The 13,933-nt window shown below is 64.7% G+C and carries 12 protein-coding genes; 2 read left to right on the top strand and 10 right to left on the bottom strand.

Features of this window, described 5'->3' with window-relative positions:
* Positions 1-2 precede the first annotated feature (2 nt).
* From ASG91_RS04800 to ASG91_RS04785, 4 genes are all read right to left on the bottom strand, one after another.
* The gene (locus tag ASG91_RS04800) at positions 3-1,382 is read right to left on the bottom strand and encodes an FtsK/SpoIIIE domain-containing protein (RefSeq protein ID WP_162257503.1); all 1,380 of its coding nucleotides are present in this window, start codon (positions 1,380-1,382) and stop codon (positions 3-5) included.
* Positions 1,383-1,712: 330 nt separating this feature from the next.
* Positions 1,713-1,961, bottom strand: coding sequence for a hypothetical protein (locus tag ASG91_RS04795; RefSeq protein ID WP_056921483.1), 249 nt, complete (start codon positions 1,959-1,961; stop codon positions 1,713-1,715).
* Positions 1,948-2,199: a hypothetical protein gene (locus ASG91_RS04790; RefSeq protein ID WP_056921482.1), complete on the bottom strand. Its 252-nt coding sequence runs from the start codon at positions 2,197-2,199 to the stop codon at positions 1,948-1,950. The genes ASG91_RS04795 and ASG91_RS04790 overlap by 14 nt, the downstream gene beginning before the upstream one ends.
* Before the next feature lies 1 nt (position 2,200).
* Positions 2,201-2,656 (bottom strand): hypothetical protein, encoded by a 456-nt coding sequence (locus tag ASG91_RS04785; protein WP_056921481.1) that lies wholly within the window; start codon positions 2,654-2,656, stop codon positions 2,201-2,203.
* 135 nt (positions 2,657-2,791) lie between these two features.
* On the opposite strand from ASG91_RS04785, the gene ASG91_RS04780 reads away from it, so the two are divergent.
* Together ASG91_RS04780 and ASG91_RS04775 are read left to right on the top strand one after the other, a co-directional pair.
* Positions 2,792-3,550 carry a helix-turn-helix transcriptional regulator gene (locus tag ASG91_RS04780; protein ID WP_056921480.1) on the top strand — a complete coding sequence of 253 codons (759 nt, stop codon included), beginning with the start codon at positions 2,792-2,794 and terminating at the stop codon, positions 3,548-3,550.
* A gap of 9 nt (positions 3,551-3,559) precedes the next feature.
* The gene (locus ASG91_RS04775; protein WP_056921479.1) at positions 3,560-4,030 is read left to right on the top strand and encodes an NUDIX hydrolase; all 471 of its coding nucleotides are present in this window, start codon (positions 3,560-3,562) and stop codon (positions 4,028-4,030) included.
* Positions 4,031-4,670: 640 nt separating this feature from the next.
* Here ASG91_RS04775 and ASG91_RS20525 read toward each other — a convergent pair.
* From ASG91_RS20525 to ASG91_RS04745, 6 genes are all read right to left on the bottom strand, one after another.
* Complete coding sequence (locus ASG91_RS20525; RefSeq protein WP_157606064.1) at positions 4,671-5,984, bottom strand: hypothetical protein; 1,314 nt, start codon at positions 5,982-5,984, stop codon at positions 4,671-4,673.
* Positions 5,981-9,373 (bottom strand): serine/threonine-protein kinase, encoded by a 3,393-nt coding sequence (locus ASG91_RS04765; protein ID WP_082593912.1) that lies wholly within the window; start codon positions 9,371-9,373, stop codon positions 5,981-5,983. The genes ASG91_RS20525 and ASG91_RS04765 overlap by 4 nt, the downstream gene beginning before the upstream one ends.
* Before the next feature lie 119 nt (positions 9,374-9,492).
* Positions 9,493-10,164: a hypothetical protein gene (locus ASG91_RS04760; RefSeq protein WP_157606061.1), complete on the bottom strand. Its 672-nt coding sequence runs from the start codon at positions 10,162-10,164 to the stop codon at positions 9,493-9,495.
* The gene (locus ASG91_RS04755; protein ID WP_056921475.1) at positions 10,157-11,284 is read right to left on the bottom strand and encodes a C40 family peptidase; all 1,128 of its coding nucleotides are present in this window, start codon (positions 11,282-11,284) and stop codon (positions 10,157-10,159) included. The genes ASG91_RS04760 and ASG91_RS04755 overlap by 8 nt, the downstream gene beginning before the upstream one ends.
* A gap of 1 nt (position 11,285) precedes the next feature.
* Positions 11,286-11,630 (bottom strand): hypothetical protein, encoded by a 345-nt coding sequence (locus tag ASG91_RS04750; protein WP_157606058.1) that lies wholly within the window; start codon positions 11,628-11,630, stop codon positions 11,286-11,288.
* 284 nt (positions 11,631-11,914) lie between these two features.
* Positions 11,915-13,933 carry a hypothetical protein gene (locus ASG91_RS04745; protein ID WP_157606055.1) on the bottom strand — a complete coding sequence of 673 codons (2,019 nt, stop codon included), beginning with the start codon at positions 13,931-13,933 and terminating at the stop codon, positions 11,915-11,917.

The raw sequence follows: 13,933 nt of genomic DNA, 5'->3' as shown, positions 1-13,933 counted from the left end.
GCTCATGCCGCCTCCCCAACCGGCGGAGTGACGGAACACGCGAGTCGCTCGATGGCTTGGTCGTCCAGGTATGACGCGCGAACCCGACGCAACTCTCGGGTTCCCTCGACCCTCACAAAGGCGACCCCGGGGGTCAGCTCGCTGATCTGGTCAGAGCGGGCTCCTCTGTCGCGGGCGCCCTCGCCCAGGACCATGTCGACCTGGATCGGATTGTCTAACCGCATCGCTACACGGGTTGGGAACAGGTCACGCCACCCAACGACGTCCTTGCCCGGATCCTGCACAGCGGCCACGACCGTGATGCCGCAAGCCCGACCTTGTGTGAGCAAGAGTCCTAGTGCTTGATCGATGCGACGCACTATCGACCGCTCGGCAAAGGCCGTGAGTGTGGCAAGTTCGTCGATCACCAGCACGATGTGGGGAGATGCCGGCGTCGGCTCGTGGACGCGGCGTGCCTCCGACGCCAGCTCCCTGGCCCGCTCGTCCTTCAGCTGCACCAACTCTTCCAGCAGCTCACACATCGAGTCGGTCGTGCCGTCTTCGAAACGTGCGAAAAGCGCAATCCCGGGACGCAGTTCCATTCCGCCCTTCGGGTCCACAACCCACATAGCCACATGCCCTGACTCGATGGCCGGCGCCAGGGCCCTGAACAGGGACCACAGGATCGAGCCCTTCCCCGATCCCGTCGCGCCGGCGATGAGCACGTGCGTCCCCGACAACCGCATCGACCATTCCTTGCCGTCTTCGTGCCGTCCCACGGGGAGGCGGCCAAGGTCAACAGATCCGGGCTGGAGAATCGGTGTGACGACTGCGGCAAGGCTGTCCCTGCGATGGAGCTCGAGCCACACTCGGCCAGGGCTTGCAGGCGCTACACGGGCGTCCACACACCTGAAGGCGTGGGCAAGGCCATCACACGCACCGGCAACATCATCCGGTGTCAGACCGGCCGGGAGCCGGAGTAGAAGTCTCTCGATGCCAGAGGACGTGATGCGAACCCTGCAGAGCTTGGGCACCTCCCCGTCGCCGCGTCCGCCTCGAGCCTCGTAGGCGATCAGGCGATGCCGTCGGGCAAGGCGGGGCCAGATCAGCCGGTAGAACGGCCCACGCCAACCAGTCGCCAACCGTGGCCGAACACGGCGCATGAACGAGGCGGCCGCGAGGATTCGCCAGAGGGTGAGAGCAACGACCATGCCCGCTACGAGCAGGAGAGCATGCCAGGGACCACCCCAGATGGATAGCGCGATAGGAGCGCCAATCCCGACGAACATCAGTGGATTCCTGACGGCGAAGACAGCGACGGACCAAGCCAGCACTGCGGCCAACCACACGACCCTGACCACCGCTTCCAGCGCGACGGCGAGCGGGTCGTCGGATCCGAACATCGGCTGGGTCGTGCCGCCGGCACCCATTACCCGGCCTCCCTGGCCAACTCCGCAACGGCTCCGCCGAGAATCACGGAAACCCTCGCGAGGTGACGTTCGGCCTGGCGCAGAGCCTCGTCGAGGTCTTGGTCGGGAGCGGCATGGAGCCGGTCCCGGATCCGCATCTGTGCGGCATACAACTCCTCTTGGGCACGCCACAGCCCACGGAGCTCTGCGTGCAGTTCGGTGTTCGCAACTCCGAGTGATTCGCACCATCCAGTCCGCTCTGAAGGACGCATGCTCACTCACCCCACCTCCCCCGACGGATGATCTGGACCGTCCCCTGCCACATCAGCGATCCCTCCTCACTTCGACCAAGGCATCGTTCAGACGATCACCGGCGACGCTCAAGGCGCGGCTGGCAGAGCTGATCGACGTGAGCATTTCCTCGTCGGGCGCCTCAGAGAGTCCTGTCCGGAGCCGCGTGATCTCGTCGTGCAGGTCCTCGATCGTTCGTACGCGCGCTGCGATCGCCCACGGCAGTTCCCTCGCGCCCACACCGAGGGCTTCGCTCCACGCCGCGACGTCACCGGGGCGCATTGCCCACCACCAACGTCGTCCCGATCCCGTATCGGCGCTCTGCCTCCGCAGGGGCGTCGATGGCGAGCTGAACGTGATGGATCGCCACACTCAGGCTCTGGAGCACGCAGATGGCCGAGTCGACGCTCGCCGCCTCACGCTCCCAACCATCACGCTCGAGGTCCCAGGTGAAGTGGTTCAGCGCATGGAGGATGTCGCCAAGGGCGGCCTTGCGTTCATCGACCTTGAGAACCGTCATGTCACGCCGCCTTGGTGGGGACACTTGGGGATGCCGACGGCTTGCCCGGTGCCGCCATCCCCCTGGCCTTGAAGGACCACGCAGCCTGGGCGCCGCATCGGTGGGACTTGTTCGACTCCGGAGGCTTGCACCGGGATGAGTCGATCCACGGTGTTGCCACGAGGTCCTCGAATACAACCCGGGCGAATGTCTCGGCTCCCTCGGGGGCCGGCGGGACGGGCTGCACCTTCGCCAGCAGCTTGATGGTCACCGTGCGGTTCTTCTTCGTCGCCTCAGGGTCCGCGTCCAGGACGTCGATCTGCCACAGGAGCAGACCGGTGTCTGGGTCGACCTGCTGGACCTTGTTGTCCCGCGTTGACCTCTCGAAGTCGAAGACAGGATTGACCTCGGAGACGATGAACGCCCCGTTGGGGAACACGTCGTCGTGCGAGAGCTTGAGCTTCCGAGCAATAGCCATTGCAACGCCTTTCGTTGTGGGCCCGTGTTGACCCATGTCCATGCCACCGCTGTCCACAGCCACGGGGTAACCGCGCTGCGGGACACCCGAGGACGTCGTACTGTGAACAAAACGTCCCAAAAGGAGGGGTGGGCGATGGAGACCAACGAGCGACTTCGAGCAGCCATCACGGATGCGGCGCTGACCAGCGAAGGGCTCGGCGAAAGGCTGGGGGTGGATCCCAAGACCATCGAGCGATGGATCTCAACCGGTAGAACGCCACACCGCCGCCATCGTCAGGCTGCCGGGGTGGCACTGGGCAAGGACGAGCACTACCTCTGGCCGGCGGCCCTCTCCGATGCCCGAGCTGAGGCAGCCAGTGCGGCGGAGGTCGTCGCGGTACACCCCAATCGCGGGAGCGTGCCGCCGGGCACCTGGCAAGCACTCCTCCGCGAGGCCACCGAGAGCATCGACATGTTGGCCTTCGCAGCCACGTTCCTTCACGACACCATTCCCGACTTCGACGACTTGATTGCCCAGCGGGCTCAAGCGGGCACGAGAATTCGCCTGCTCTTCGGCGACCCTGACTCGACTGCCGTGGCCCTACGCGGCGAGGAGGAGGGGATCGCAGACTCTCTCGCGGCCCGGTGCCGCATGACCTGGAGATACCTCAAGCCCCTCCTCGGGCATCCAGGAGTCGAGGCTCGGGCACACGACCGAACGCTCTACAGCTCGATCTTCCGGTTCGACGACCAGTTGTTCGCGAACCACCATGCCTACGGCGCACCGGCGAACCACTCGCCTGTTGTGCACCTTCACCGCATCGCAGGCGGGCGGATGTTTGACCACCAGATCACAGCCTTCGAGAAGGTGTGGGACAGCGCCCGCATCGCTGACGAAGCCTGGGTCGCCTAGTCTCGAAGCGTGGCTCGCATCGACTACATCGACGACCCGGACGCCCCCCAGGCGAACAGCGTTGTGCCCTCCGTCGTGGCTATCGTCCGCGACGACGATGGCCGAGTCTTAATGATCCACAAGAGTGACAACGACAAATGGGCCCTCCCGGGTGGGGGCCACGAGATCGGTGAGTCGATTGCAGAAACCGTCGTGCGAGAGGTGAAGGAGGAGACCGGCTATGACGTCGAGGTCGTCGGTATCAGCGGCACCTACACGAACCCGCACCACCTGATGGCCTACGACGACGGGGAGGTTCGCCAGCAGTTCTCAATTGCCTTCCGTGCCAAGCTGATTGGCGGCTCGCCCAGAACGAGCAGTGAAAGCAAGCAGGTCCGGTGGGTGCCGCCCATGGAACTCGCCGACCTCGACATTCACCCTTCGATGAGGCTGCGCATCAAGCACGCACTAAGCGACCGCGAATCCCCATTCGTGGGGTGAGCCCGTGGCTACTGCAGCCCGTGAAGCACACGCCAAGAGATACCCCTGCGAGCGAGACACTGCCCGATGGACCGGGTCGCTCGACTCATACCGCGTGAGGATCTCGGATATCCGATCGCGCGGATGTACTCGGAGGCCAGTAGGCGACACGGAGAGGTCGGCCAAGATCAGGGCATCGAGGTCGGCAGGCTCTGGCCATGCAAACGCCCTAAGTTCCTCGGCCAGGCCACGCTCCTCAGCCTCAAACTCGGCCCCCGTGTGGAACGCTACGAGGCTGACGATCTCGGGAGACCATGCCTCCGCGGCGAGAAAACGTGCACCGTCCAGGGCGTGAAACCCGGTGCGGGCGACGGACGGACCGTAGCCGACGTCATGTAGCCACGCGGCGTCAACGACCGCGTCACTCACGCCCGGAGACTGATTGACGATCCTCGCGACGGTGGCTGCAACCGCTTGGACGTGGGCCCATCGCGGCTCGGTACGTCCGAGGACAGATTGAGCGGTGATCGCCGCTCGCAGCTGCGTCGTCATGCATCCAGCCTACAAATCTATGCCCGAGGCTGGCCGAAGCGCACCCCAACGAGGCCTGACACGAGCGCAGCGTTCGAGGCGCAGCAGGCCAAAACCGCGCGCGCCGAACCTAGACCTGTTGCTTGTTGATTACGTCCTCAAAGCGCCGATACTCCTCGTCGACGCGCTTCGGAATGGCGACCAGAGTTCCTTCCTCCATGCGGTACGTCCGGTCTGGGTCACCGCGGAAGGAGAGCCAATTAAAACTTGTGCTGACCCACACGTCATCGAAGATGAGCACTTTCGCGTGCGTATTGGGCAGGCGCACGAACGAGAAATTCTCGAAGCGCGAGGCGAGATTGCCCAGACGTCGAATGGCATCATCGTCGGAGCCGCGGTCATCATCTCCGTAGCCGTGGGCAATCGTGACTTGGACTCCGGCCTTAAGCCGTCGCTCAAGTTTCGAGAGGAAGTCCGTGGTAACTACAGCCCGCCTGATCCATGGAGCGATGAGCAACAAGCGACGCTCCGCCGTCTCCAGCGCGCGATCTAGGAGGGCTGGATGCTCGAAAACGCCCACCCCCTGAACCAGCCGAGAGGCCGTATCAGGCTCCTCGCTTCCCTCCGTTGGTGGCAAGGGGGGCGATTCTGAGTCAGAAGTTCGCTGCAGCTCCAGTTCAGGCTCGAGGACCGGCCGATCCTCAGTGGGTTCGTACTTGAGCCCGAGTCGCTCTACCGCCCCCAACTTGGACAATCCAATCCCGTGGTCATTCGACATACGGTCTTCCAAGCAGACTGCGAGCTCTAAGTCACGTGTTGTCGGGTCCACATAAACCAGGAGCTGGACCGGCAAGTATCGGTGCTTCCGCGTCGAGACCCTTCGGACTCGTAGCACTTCGAGCAGTTCCGACCTGATTAGGGAGGCGAAGTCACGAACAGGGACATCGTCAACCGAGATTCGAGCATTTCGAGCGGAGGGAAGTATCCGAAAGCCAGCGTCAACGGCGTCACGCTTCTCCATGAGGCGCGCCTCTTGGTAGGGAGCGATGCGCCAGACCAGCCGATCGAACGCAACCGGAAGTTGCCGTTCCACAGGTCTGATCCCGGCGATGTCCTGGGCGGTCAGTTCACCTAAGGCCGTAAGGTGTAGATCTCCATCACTACCCCGTCGCACCGTACCGGCAGCGATCTGCGCAGCAACGGCTTCCAGCACCGGAACATCATCGAGGCCGAGGAAGGCGGCGACCTGCCCCGGTCGAGCAACGCCTTGACATACAAGCCTCAAGACGAACTCCTCCGCAATCGGAAGTTGTTGTCGTTCTTGCGCGAGAACGTCAACGCGCAGGGTGGTGACCGGCACCGCGGCATCCTCGATTGCGACAAGCTCGAGCCCAGGTCGCGAGCCGGCAAATCTCTTGGCGAGATTCTGAAATCGGTCGGTCATGTGCCCGCCTGCGTCACGGAGCAGTCCCCAGGGTGTTGGCCCATGTACTCGAGTACGTTTCGTAGCGCACCTCGGGTTCCTCTTATGAACTCCGCATCGCCGACGATCGTGAGCCCGAAACGAGCGCGCGACAGGGCGACATTGATGCGGCGCCAATACTCCGGGCCCAGGAAGCCGAGGGCACCATCCGGGTTGCTTCGCGTAACCGACAGCAACGCAACGTCGCATTCGCGACCCTGAACGGCATCTATGGACATGACCGAGATCTCGAGGTGTTCTAGGGACTTTGGCAGGATCTGGCGGCTCAGCTCCTCCACCTGACCGCGGTACGGAGCGATCACCAGTACCTCCAATTTCCGTTCAGAGGGCTTCTCCAAGAGGCCGAAGGCGACTGCCTTGTCGATCCTGACAAGTTGTTCGACCAGCAGTTGAGCCTCCGCCCGGTTGGCACGACTAGTGCCTGCCTTCTGCTCCCTGCGTCGTTCGTTCAGGGGCGCCGTGTCTATCCAGGCTGCGGGTGCACCCATCACTGCGTCGTAACCCTTGAGCCGCTCGTCCTTGGGGGATCTGAGAACCCCGTCGTAGAAGCATGTCGAGATGAGGTCCCCAATAGGTCGAATCATTCGGTACTGCTCAGTCAGCATGGCTTGAGCCTCGTCGGGCAGTCGAAGCACCATACGTTGGAACAGGGTTTCCTCAATCTGTTCTGCCGATATCGAATGCTCCTTCAACAAGTCCGGGCGCCTTAGAAGGTCTTCGTCCATTGGAGGAAGTTGGTTGGTGTCCCCTACCAGGATCCAGCGCTTGGCACGCGACATCGGCACAAGGGCCTCCGTGAGGGTGGCCTTGGACGCCTCGTCGACGACGCACAGGTCGAACTCCAACTCGGCCACTTCCGGCAGCCGAACATATCCGGTGCAAGTTCCCGCGACGACAGACGTACCCGCCAGAAAGATAGAGGCCAGGCTTCGCTCAGTAGCGATACGTTCCAGCCAGTTTGCTTGGAGCTCAAGGAGCCGCATCAGTTCGACCGCCCCGTCATGGTCACCAAGAAGCAGTTCGACGGCACTTCGTGCCTGGCTACTGTCGATCGACATTGAGATCGTGAGGTCTCCTGCGAGCTGCCTCTGAGCCTCGTCTACCAGTTCTTTCCTGCGATACGCGAGTTGTTCTATTCGGGACTGAATGCGTTCGTGCGGGTCTTCACCCTCAAGAGCGGTTTCAAGAGCGGTGGTCGACGGATCAGCTCCATCCAGCTCCCGTGCCTGCGATTCGAGGATCTCGATATTTGTTGTGACCGCCGCCAACTGCTCCAACACGAGCGCCGCTCGGAGGTGTTTCTCCTCCACTCCTCGGGCAGCGGCCTCCTTCGACATCTTCTTCTCGGCGCGACGACGAACCTCGTCCGCCCAGAGTCTTAATTGGTTGTCCAACAGGAGGTGACGCGCTCCAGGCTGAACTGCGGCGTCTTCTGCGCCCGCTAGCCGAACTAGGCCCTTGACGCCAGAAGCGTGAAGGCGTTCGACAGCGTTATCGACGGCCACGTGGGTTTGTGAAGCGATGAGGACTCGGGCATCGGGGTTGGCCTTTAGGAACTGGAGAACCAATTCCGCGATGAAGCTGGTCTTGCCAGTGCCGGGCGGCCCCTGGACCAACAGGCACTGTGGCGCGCCGAGTGCTGCGCTCACTGCAGAGCGCTTCTGTTCATCGAGATCGAGGCCCCACTCCTCAACTTCGACCGCTCTTGGGGGTAGGCAAGATTCGGGGCTTAGTAGAAGGTCTCGCAATGAAGGATTGGGGGTTGCACGTTCACGGACAGCTCGCAGGGCTGCCCGTTGCCGGTTGAGCGCAACCGCCGACGGGCCGTCGTAGGGGCGCAAGGTCGCCTTGCTGGGCATGCCTTTGAAATCGATGTGAGATAGGAGAGTCACTGCATCTGAGGACTGCTCTATGACCTCACCGCGGCTGTAGCGATACCCCGTTCTCGGATCAAAGACTTCCCAGTCAGTTCCCAAGAGTTCGAGTTCACAAGCCTCCTCGAGCTGGAACCGGCACCGTGCTCCTTTGGCATCGAAGTCAACGTAGCGGAGAGGCTTGTGCTCACCTCGAGAGAGTTCCTCTCGAGCGTCGAGGCCGGCGTTCCACGCGTCAAAAACCGCTTCCTCTTCACCCGTCGGCACTGCAGACTGCGCGAGCGCGGGCTCCTCATGGCCATCAAGAAGGCGCATGACAGTTGCCACAGCGGCAGCCGCGGCGCTGCGATCGGCGGGGGGCCGAGTACTCCAGTCGAAAATGGGCGGAAGTTCTGCCGCGAAGCGTCGGCCGCCCTCCAACTGCTCAAGTTCGGGCGCCCGGGCCGCGACGACGACCAGCCTGGCTTGCTCTACCTTCAGCGTGTAGCGGTGCTCGGCTCCGAACAAAAGGATCGTGTCTCTCAGGGGCCGACCGGTTTCACGATCCGTCGCGAAAGATGCGAACACTTCGCCGGAGAGGTCGCCGAGCACCACTGCGTCCGCGCGACCGGGTGACAGCGCTTCGGCCGAGAGCTGTTCCCTGGCAGTTCTCGTAAGGTGAAGCCAAATCGGGTTCCGCGGCTTTTCGCGCCGAGCGCGCTCGTTGGCCGCGACGGTGTCCAGGATCGCAAGCAGTTCGCTTGCGCTCCTCGGTCTCTCATAGGGATCAATGTGTACACAGCGGGTCAGTACGGTGCGAACGTCTGGGATAAGGGGAGCATCTCCGAGAGTCCTTTGGAGGGCGGCCAAATCGTCCATTGCCTCTTGCCCCAGACAACGAAGCATGAGGACGCCGAAGCTATAGACATCCCGTACGTACCGAATTGGCGTCTCAGACTCTGGGGGCGCGTACATGCCCGACCTGAAGTCTTTGACGGTGAGCCCACCGTTGTCCGAGTCCCCTCCCTTCGAGATCCCAAAGTCGGCGAGCAGAGGGATGCCCTCAGGGGTCATGAGCACGTTTTTCGGTTTCAGGTCTCGGTGCTCGATCTCGTGTAAGTGAGCGAACGCCAGCGCACGCAGTAGCGGCCTCCCCACCGACTCATAGAGATCGATCCACGATGACCAGGGGCCGTTCTCGCGGAGGAAGTCGTGCAGGTTGAGGTCGATCCAGTCCAGCACGATGAAGTAGTTGCCTTCACCGTCGACACCTGAGTCACGAAAGGCAACGATGTTCGCGTGCTTGAGCTCCCGTAGGTTCCTTGTCTCGCGCTCGAACACTTTGCTGTTGAGCTCATCGGTGTGATCCCCCTTGCTGATCTTCACCGCAACGGTCGACAGGTCTCGAATGTCCACAGCCTTGCGCACTGTGGATAGTCCTCCTGAGCGCGCCTCCTCTTGCGACAGCACATAGTGCTGCCCAACGACCTCTGCCACGTGTCCCCTCCCGGATCCGTGGATGCACCTTACCGACGCATTGCGACATCCGGGCTAGAAACCGGCACACCAGACAACTTGGGCGGTACCTCTCACAGCATCTGGCATGTCGATCTGAACTACTCGACCCACACTCGTGCGGCCAGCTCCCACCTCAGTGTCGGGTGTGGCTCCGCTGGGTAGTCGCGTGCCCAGCGGTACCAGTCACGTTCGGCCATGACGGTGATGGCCAACTCGCCGTTGTCTGTCATTCGCACGGGGCTGACAGCTCGAAGATCGGTCTCGACAACTTCGCCGACCACGACGACTCGGGCGCCAACGGGATCTGGGTGTCCTTCCGCGTGGTGCATCATCCGTAGCTCGGGTGAGTTGGGGTCCCTGTTGAGGTTTTCAATCCAGGACTGCCTGCCGATGTCGGTATCGGGCGGCGGCGCTGAGACGTACTGCTCGATCCAGAGGCGGGAGCGCCCGACGGCGAAGCGGTTGGTGCTCTGGGTGTCGCCGTAGTAGTCGCGCTCCTCCTGGACCCAGACGGCCGGCTCGTCGAGGCCGCCGGGGTCATCATTGACCTCGGAGACGATGCGCAGGCCGTCCTTCCAACCGTGAGCGAGCCAGTCGCCTTCAGTGGAGTGGCTGGTCATCAGAAACCGCGCGCGCTTGCCCAGCAGTGGCTCGTGAAAGTCGCGCGCCCGCCGGATCAGGAGCGCCGGGACACCCACGGGTCCCTTCGTTGGCGGGTCCGCCGACAGAAGGTCAGCAAGTTCGATATCTAGTGGGTCTGGATCAGCCATGATCAACCCCTGCCTGGGCGTCGGCGGCGTTGCCTGAATCCGGGCGGGCGACCAGGGCTAGCTGCGAAGCGAAGTAGGAGTTCTTCAGGACGTCGTGGACGACCTCGACGGTCTTGCCAGTTCGGGGCGCGTGGACCATTCCGCCTTGGCCGTCGTAGATGCCGACGTGGTGATAGCTGCCCGGCGGGTCTGCGGGCGAACGGAAGAAGAGCAGGTCGCCGGCACGCAGCTTCGAACCCGGTGGCACGTGTGGCAGGGCCGCTGCCTGTGCGTCCGTGACACGCGGCAGGGTCATCCCGGTCGCCCGATGGTAGGCGTACTGGACGAGGGACGAGCAGTCGAAGCCAACCGTCGCGCTGCCGGGTCCAAAGCCTGTGCCTGCCCCTCCGATCCCGCCGCCGCCCCAGCTGTAGGGCCTGCCGAGCTCCTGGAGCGCCGACGCGACGACATTCGAGCCAGGGGTGCCGTCCCCGACGTAGTCGGCGTCGGTATAGCAGGTGGCGGAGAGCACGGTGGGGCTGGCGACGATCTGTTGGGCCAGTGGTTCCCAGCGCGCGTAGGCATCCGGGAACGCGCTCGCCTGGACCGTTTGGGCCGCCCGGGTGAGCGGCATCGATTCGAAGTCCTTGACCTGGACCAAGCCCTTCTGGCCGCCCTGGCCGCCCTCATAGAACATCCGCGCAGCCTTGGCTGGGTCCAGCCGATCCGCCTCGGGCGCCCAGCCGGCACGCTGCTGGAACAGCCCGACGCTGTCCATGTGGCCGGTTGAGAGATTCTTGAGGCTCGACTCCTGCAGCGCAGTCGCTACCGCGATCACCCACCCGTACGCCGGCACTCCCAGTTGCCGACCGACGGCGACGATGGTCTGGGCGTTGGCCAACTGTTCCGCGTCGAGTCCCGCAGTTGGCGTTGCCGAGTTGGTGACCAGGGTGGTGCAGCTGCCCGACGTGGCCGCGGGGTTGGATTCGCTGCCGCCCGAGGAGATTAGCAAGGTGAGCAGGCCGAGGGACACCGCGCCGACCAGCACGACGGGGAGCAGCACCAAGCTGATGCGCAGCAGGCGACGGAGGACGACCTTGCGGACGGCCTGCAGTCCTGTGGCGACCACCGGGACGGGCATGTCAGCCTGCGGAGCCGGCCGTGGACGGGCCGAGAGCGGGCGTGGGCGCGGCTGGTGGGGCGTCGTCGGGCGCGAGGGAGTTGGCCTTCCATGTCCCTGACTGCTTGACCAGCTCGACGGCAACCCGTCCACCGTCGGTGGGGACGCTGACCGTTGCGGTCTCGGTCATGATGGCCCGAAGGGCTGCATCGCCGGTGACCTTGGTCGCCGGGACTTGGGTGGGGTCGGTACCGGTCATGGACGACACCAGCTCTGCGGTGGCCCAGGGCTTCATCCCCGCCAGCCACTGCGACTCACCCTCGCCTGCCTTCGCCCACGCCGTCACAAGTGCGGTGGCGACGTTCACCGGAGACGACTTGCTGGCGGGGGTCGCTGCTGAGGAAGCTGTGGTCGTCGGCGGGGCGGTGGTCGCCGGAACTGTGGATGGACCCCCCTTTGAGGGACCGGACGGCGGCACGGTGGGGCCGGAGGGAGGGACGGCCGCACTGGCGGGCGCCGGGGAGGCTCCACTCATGACGTCAGTCAGGCGACCAACCCCGGCGAGCAGCGCGAGGGCGACCGCCGCGGTGATGGCCAGGTTGCGCCACGACCACAGGGGCCACCGTGCGGCTCGACTGAGCGAGGTCCCTGTCATTCCTCAGGCCGCCTCTGGACGCTGAGTACGGTTCGCTTGATGGCGGGGTCGTAGACCCGGGGTCCGACCCCGTCCGGGCGGATCTCGGTCTGGGAGTCGTGGGCCAGGTTTGGCAGCTCCCGGGCGTCCGGTGGCACCTTGTCCACGAGGACCCCCGCGAGCAACGACCCACGCGGCTGGGCCAATGAGGGCGCCTCGTCCGTGCGCGCCTCGGGGATGCTCGATGCGGGTGCGTAGGCCGGGTCGTCACGGCCGTCGATCGGGTCACCTTTGCCTGCCGCTGCCGCCGCCTCTCGGCCCACGGCCGAAGAGCGATTCCACTCGGCGCGAGGAGCTTCCACGGCGCTGATCTGCAGGTGCTGCGGGTAGGGCAAGGCACGTTCTCCCTCAGGGACTGCAGGGGAATGAGCAGGACGCCCAAAGGCCTCCGCTGGAAGGTGAGACACCCGGTACCGGAAAGCCGGTCCTCGATCACGCTCGGGAATGGAGGACGACATCTCGTCATGGGACCCGCGCGTCAGATCCTCGTTCGCGTCTCGGATTCCGTGCTCGGTGGCGAATCGACGGGAGAGGTAGTTCCACCCCTCGCGTCCGCCTCGCTTGAGCCACCACGGCCCCCCGGACTGACCGAGGATGTTGGAGAAGCTGAGCAGCGGGAATAGGACCACGAAGGCTGCCACCGTGGTGACGAGGCAGAGGACCAAGCCCAGAACACCCATGCCGGTGTTGGTGGCTCGGGCCAACACGGCTGAGACCACCGTCGTGTGGACCGCCGATCCGGCGGAGAAGGCGACCACGTTCACGACCGCGGCACCGCCCATCGAGAACACCCGCCGCACGACGGATGCCATGGGGGCCATCACCCCCACGACCGCGACAGCGGGGAAAAGCATCACGAGCAGGCGCAGCATGACGAGGCCCGCGAAGAGGAAGACGTCGGCCACGAGCCGGAACAACAGGGTGAACGTGGAGCCGAGCGCCACCACCAGACCGGTTCCGGCGCGACCGCCCGACTTGCCCTGCAGGTAGCCGTAGGCGACCGGATCGTCCTGCTGGACCTGGGCGGCGGTCTTCTTCCAGTTCTCGGCCTTGGTCTCCGCGATCCGCTTGCCGGCGTCAGGGTCCTGTTCGGCCTGCTTGGCCTCGGCCCAGGTGAAGGCGCTGGCCTTGAACAGCGCCGGGCCCCACTTCTTGGCCGCCGTCGAGTCGGTCGAGCCGAGCTGGCCGCGCAGCCAGTTGTCGTAGAGCACTCGGTCGACGACGAGGGCGCCCTGTGCGCGCGCGGGGTCGGAGGATGCGGGCAGGTTCACAAGGCCGCTGACTCCGGCGTTGATCGAGGCGACGCTGGCCGAGACGGTGTGGTCGAAGAAGGTGGCGACGCGGGTGGGGTACTGCCCGATGCCGGCGACCACGGCCAGGACGAGGAGCGCCCAAGCGGCCGCCGAGGTGACCGAGGAGAGCCGTCCGTTCATCGAGTAGAAGAGCAGCATGGCGCCGACACCGACGAGCGCCGTTGCACCCCAAGGGGACCAGATCGAGTCGTGCAGTCGCTGGGTGACGCCGGCGACGACATCGTCGAGTGGCGCCATGTACTGCTCGGGGTGGGCGACCTTGTTGTGCAGGCCGTTGGAGGCCGCGGTGCCCCAGGTGGCCGACGACATCAGGAAGTTGCCGGTGGCCGTGTCGATGCTGGCCTCGACGTCGCGCATCCCGCCCCCGCAGCCGAGGTCGTAGGTGTGCCAGCCGAGTCCCGCGTAGCCGTACTGCTCGTACACGCTGGTGGACGGCTTGGAGACGAACGGGTCGAGCGGTTGCGGGGGATTGGCCGGCCCGGGGTCGAGGAACCCCGTGATGCCGCTGCCGGGCGACTGCGCGGTGGGGGCGTCCTTGCAGTCCGGCACTCCCGGGATCGTCGGCGAGGCGTCGGCGGCACCGGCCAGGGCGACGAGCACCCCGGCGAGGATCGCGCCGATGGCGAGCACCCGGCATACCGCGACGCGAAGTGTGGTCGCCAT

The organism is Phycicoccus sp. Soil802 (assembly GCF_001429605.1).
Classification (GTDB): domain Bacteria; phylum Actinomycetota; class Actinomycetes; order Actinomycetales; family Dermatophilaceae; genus Pedococcus.
Note: the sequence above shows the minus strand (reverse complement) of the source record. Positions and strands in the feature narration are given on the sequence as shown.

Excerpts from the sequence above, each read along its gene's own strand:
- ASG91_RS04800 (WP_162257503.1), bottom strand. The coding sequence starts at position 1,382 with ATGTTCGGATCCGACGACCCGCTCGCCGTCGCGCTGGAAGCGGTGGTC.
- ASG91_RS04795 (WP_056921483.1), bottom strand. The coding sequence starts at position 1,961 with ATGCGCCCCGGTGACGTCGCGGCGTGGAGCGAAGCCCTCGGTGTGGGC.
- ASG91_RS04790 (WP_056921482.1), bottom strand. The coding sequence starts at position 2,199 with ATGACGGTTCTCAAGGTCGATGAACGCAAGGCCGCCCTTGGCGACATC.
- ASG91_RS04785 (WP_056921481.1), bottom strand. The coding sequence starts at position 2,656 with ATGGCTATTGCTCGGAAGCTCAAGCTCTCGCACGACGACGTGTTCCCC.
- ASG91_RS04780 (WP_056921480.1), top strand. The coding sequence starts at position 2,792 with ATGGAGACCAACGAGCGACTTCGAGCAGCCATCACGGATGCGGCGCTG.
- ASG91_RS20525 (WP_157606064.1), bottom strand. The coding sequence starts at position 5,984 with ATGACCGACCGATTTCAGAATCTCGCCAAGAGATTTGCCGGCTCGCGA.
- ASG91_RS04760 (WP_157606061.1), bottom strand. The coding sequence starts at position 10,164 with ATGGCTGATCCAGACCCACTAGATATCGAACTTGCTGACCTTCTGTCG.
- ASG91_RS04755 (WP_056921475.1), bottom strand. The coding sequence starts at position 11,284 with ATGCCCGTCCCGGTGGTCGCCACAGGACTGCAGGCCGTCCGCAAGGTC.
- ASG91_RS04745 (WP_157606055.1), bottom strand. The coding sequence starts at position 13,933 with ATGGCGACCACACTTCGCGTCGCGGTATGCCGGGTGCTCGCCATCGGC.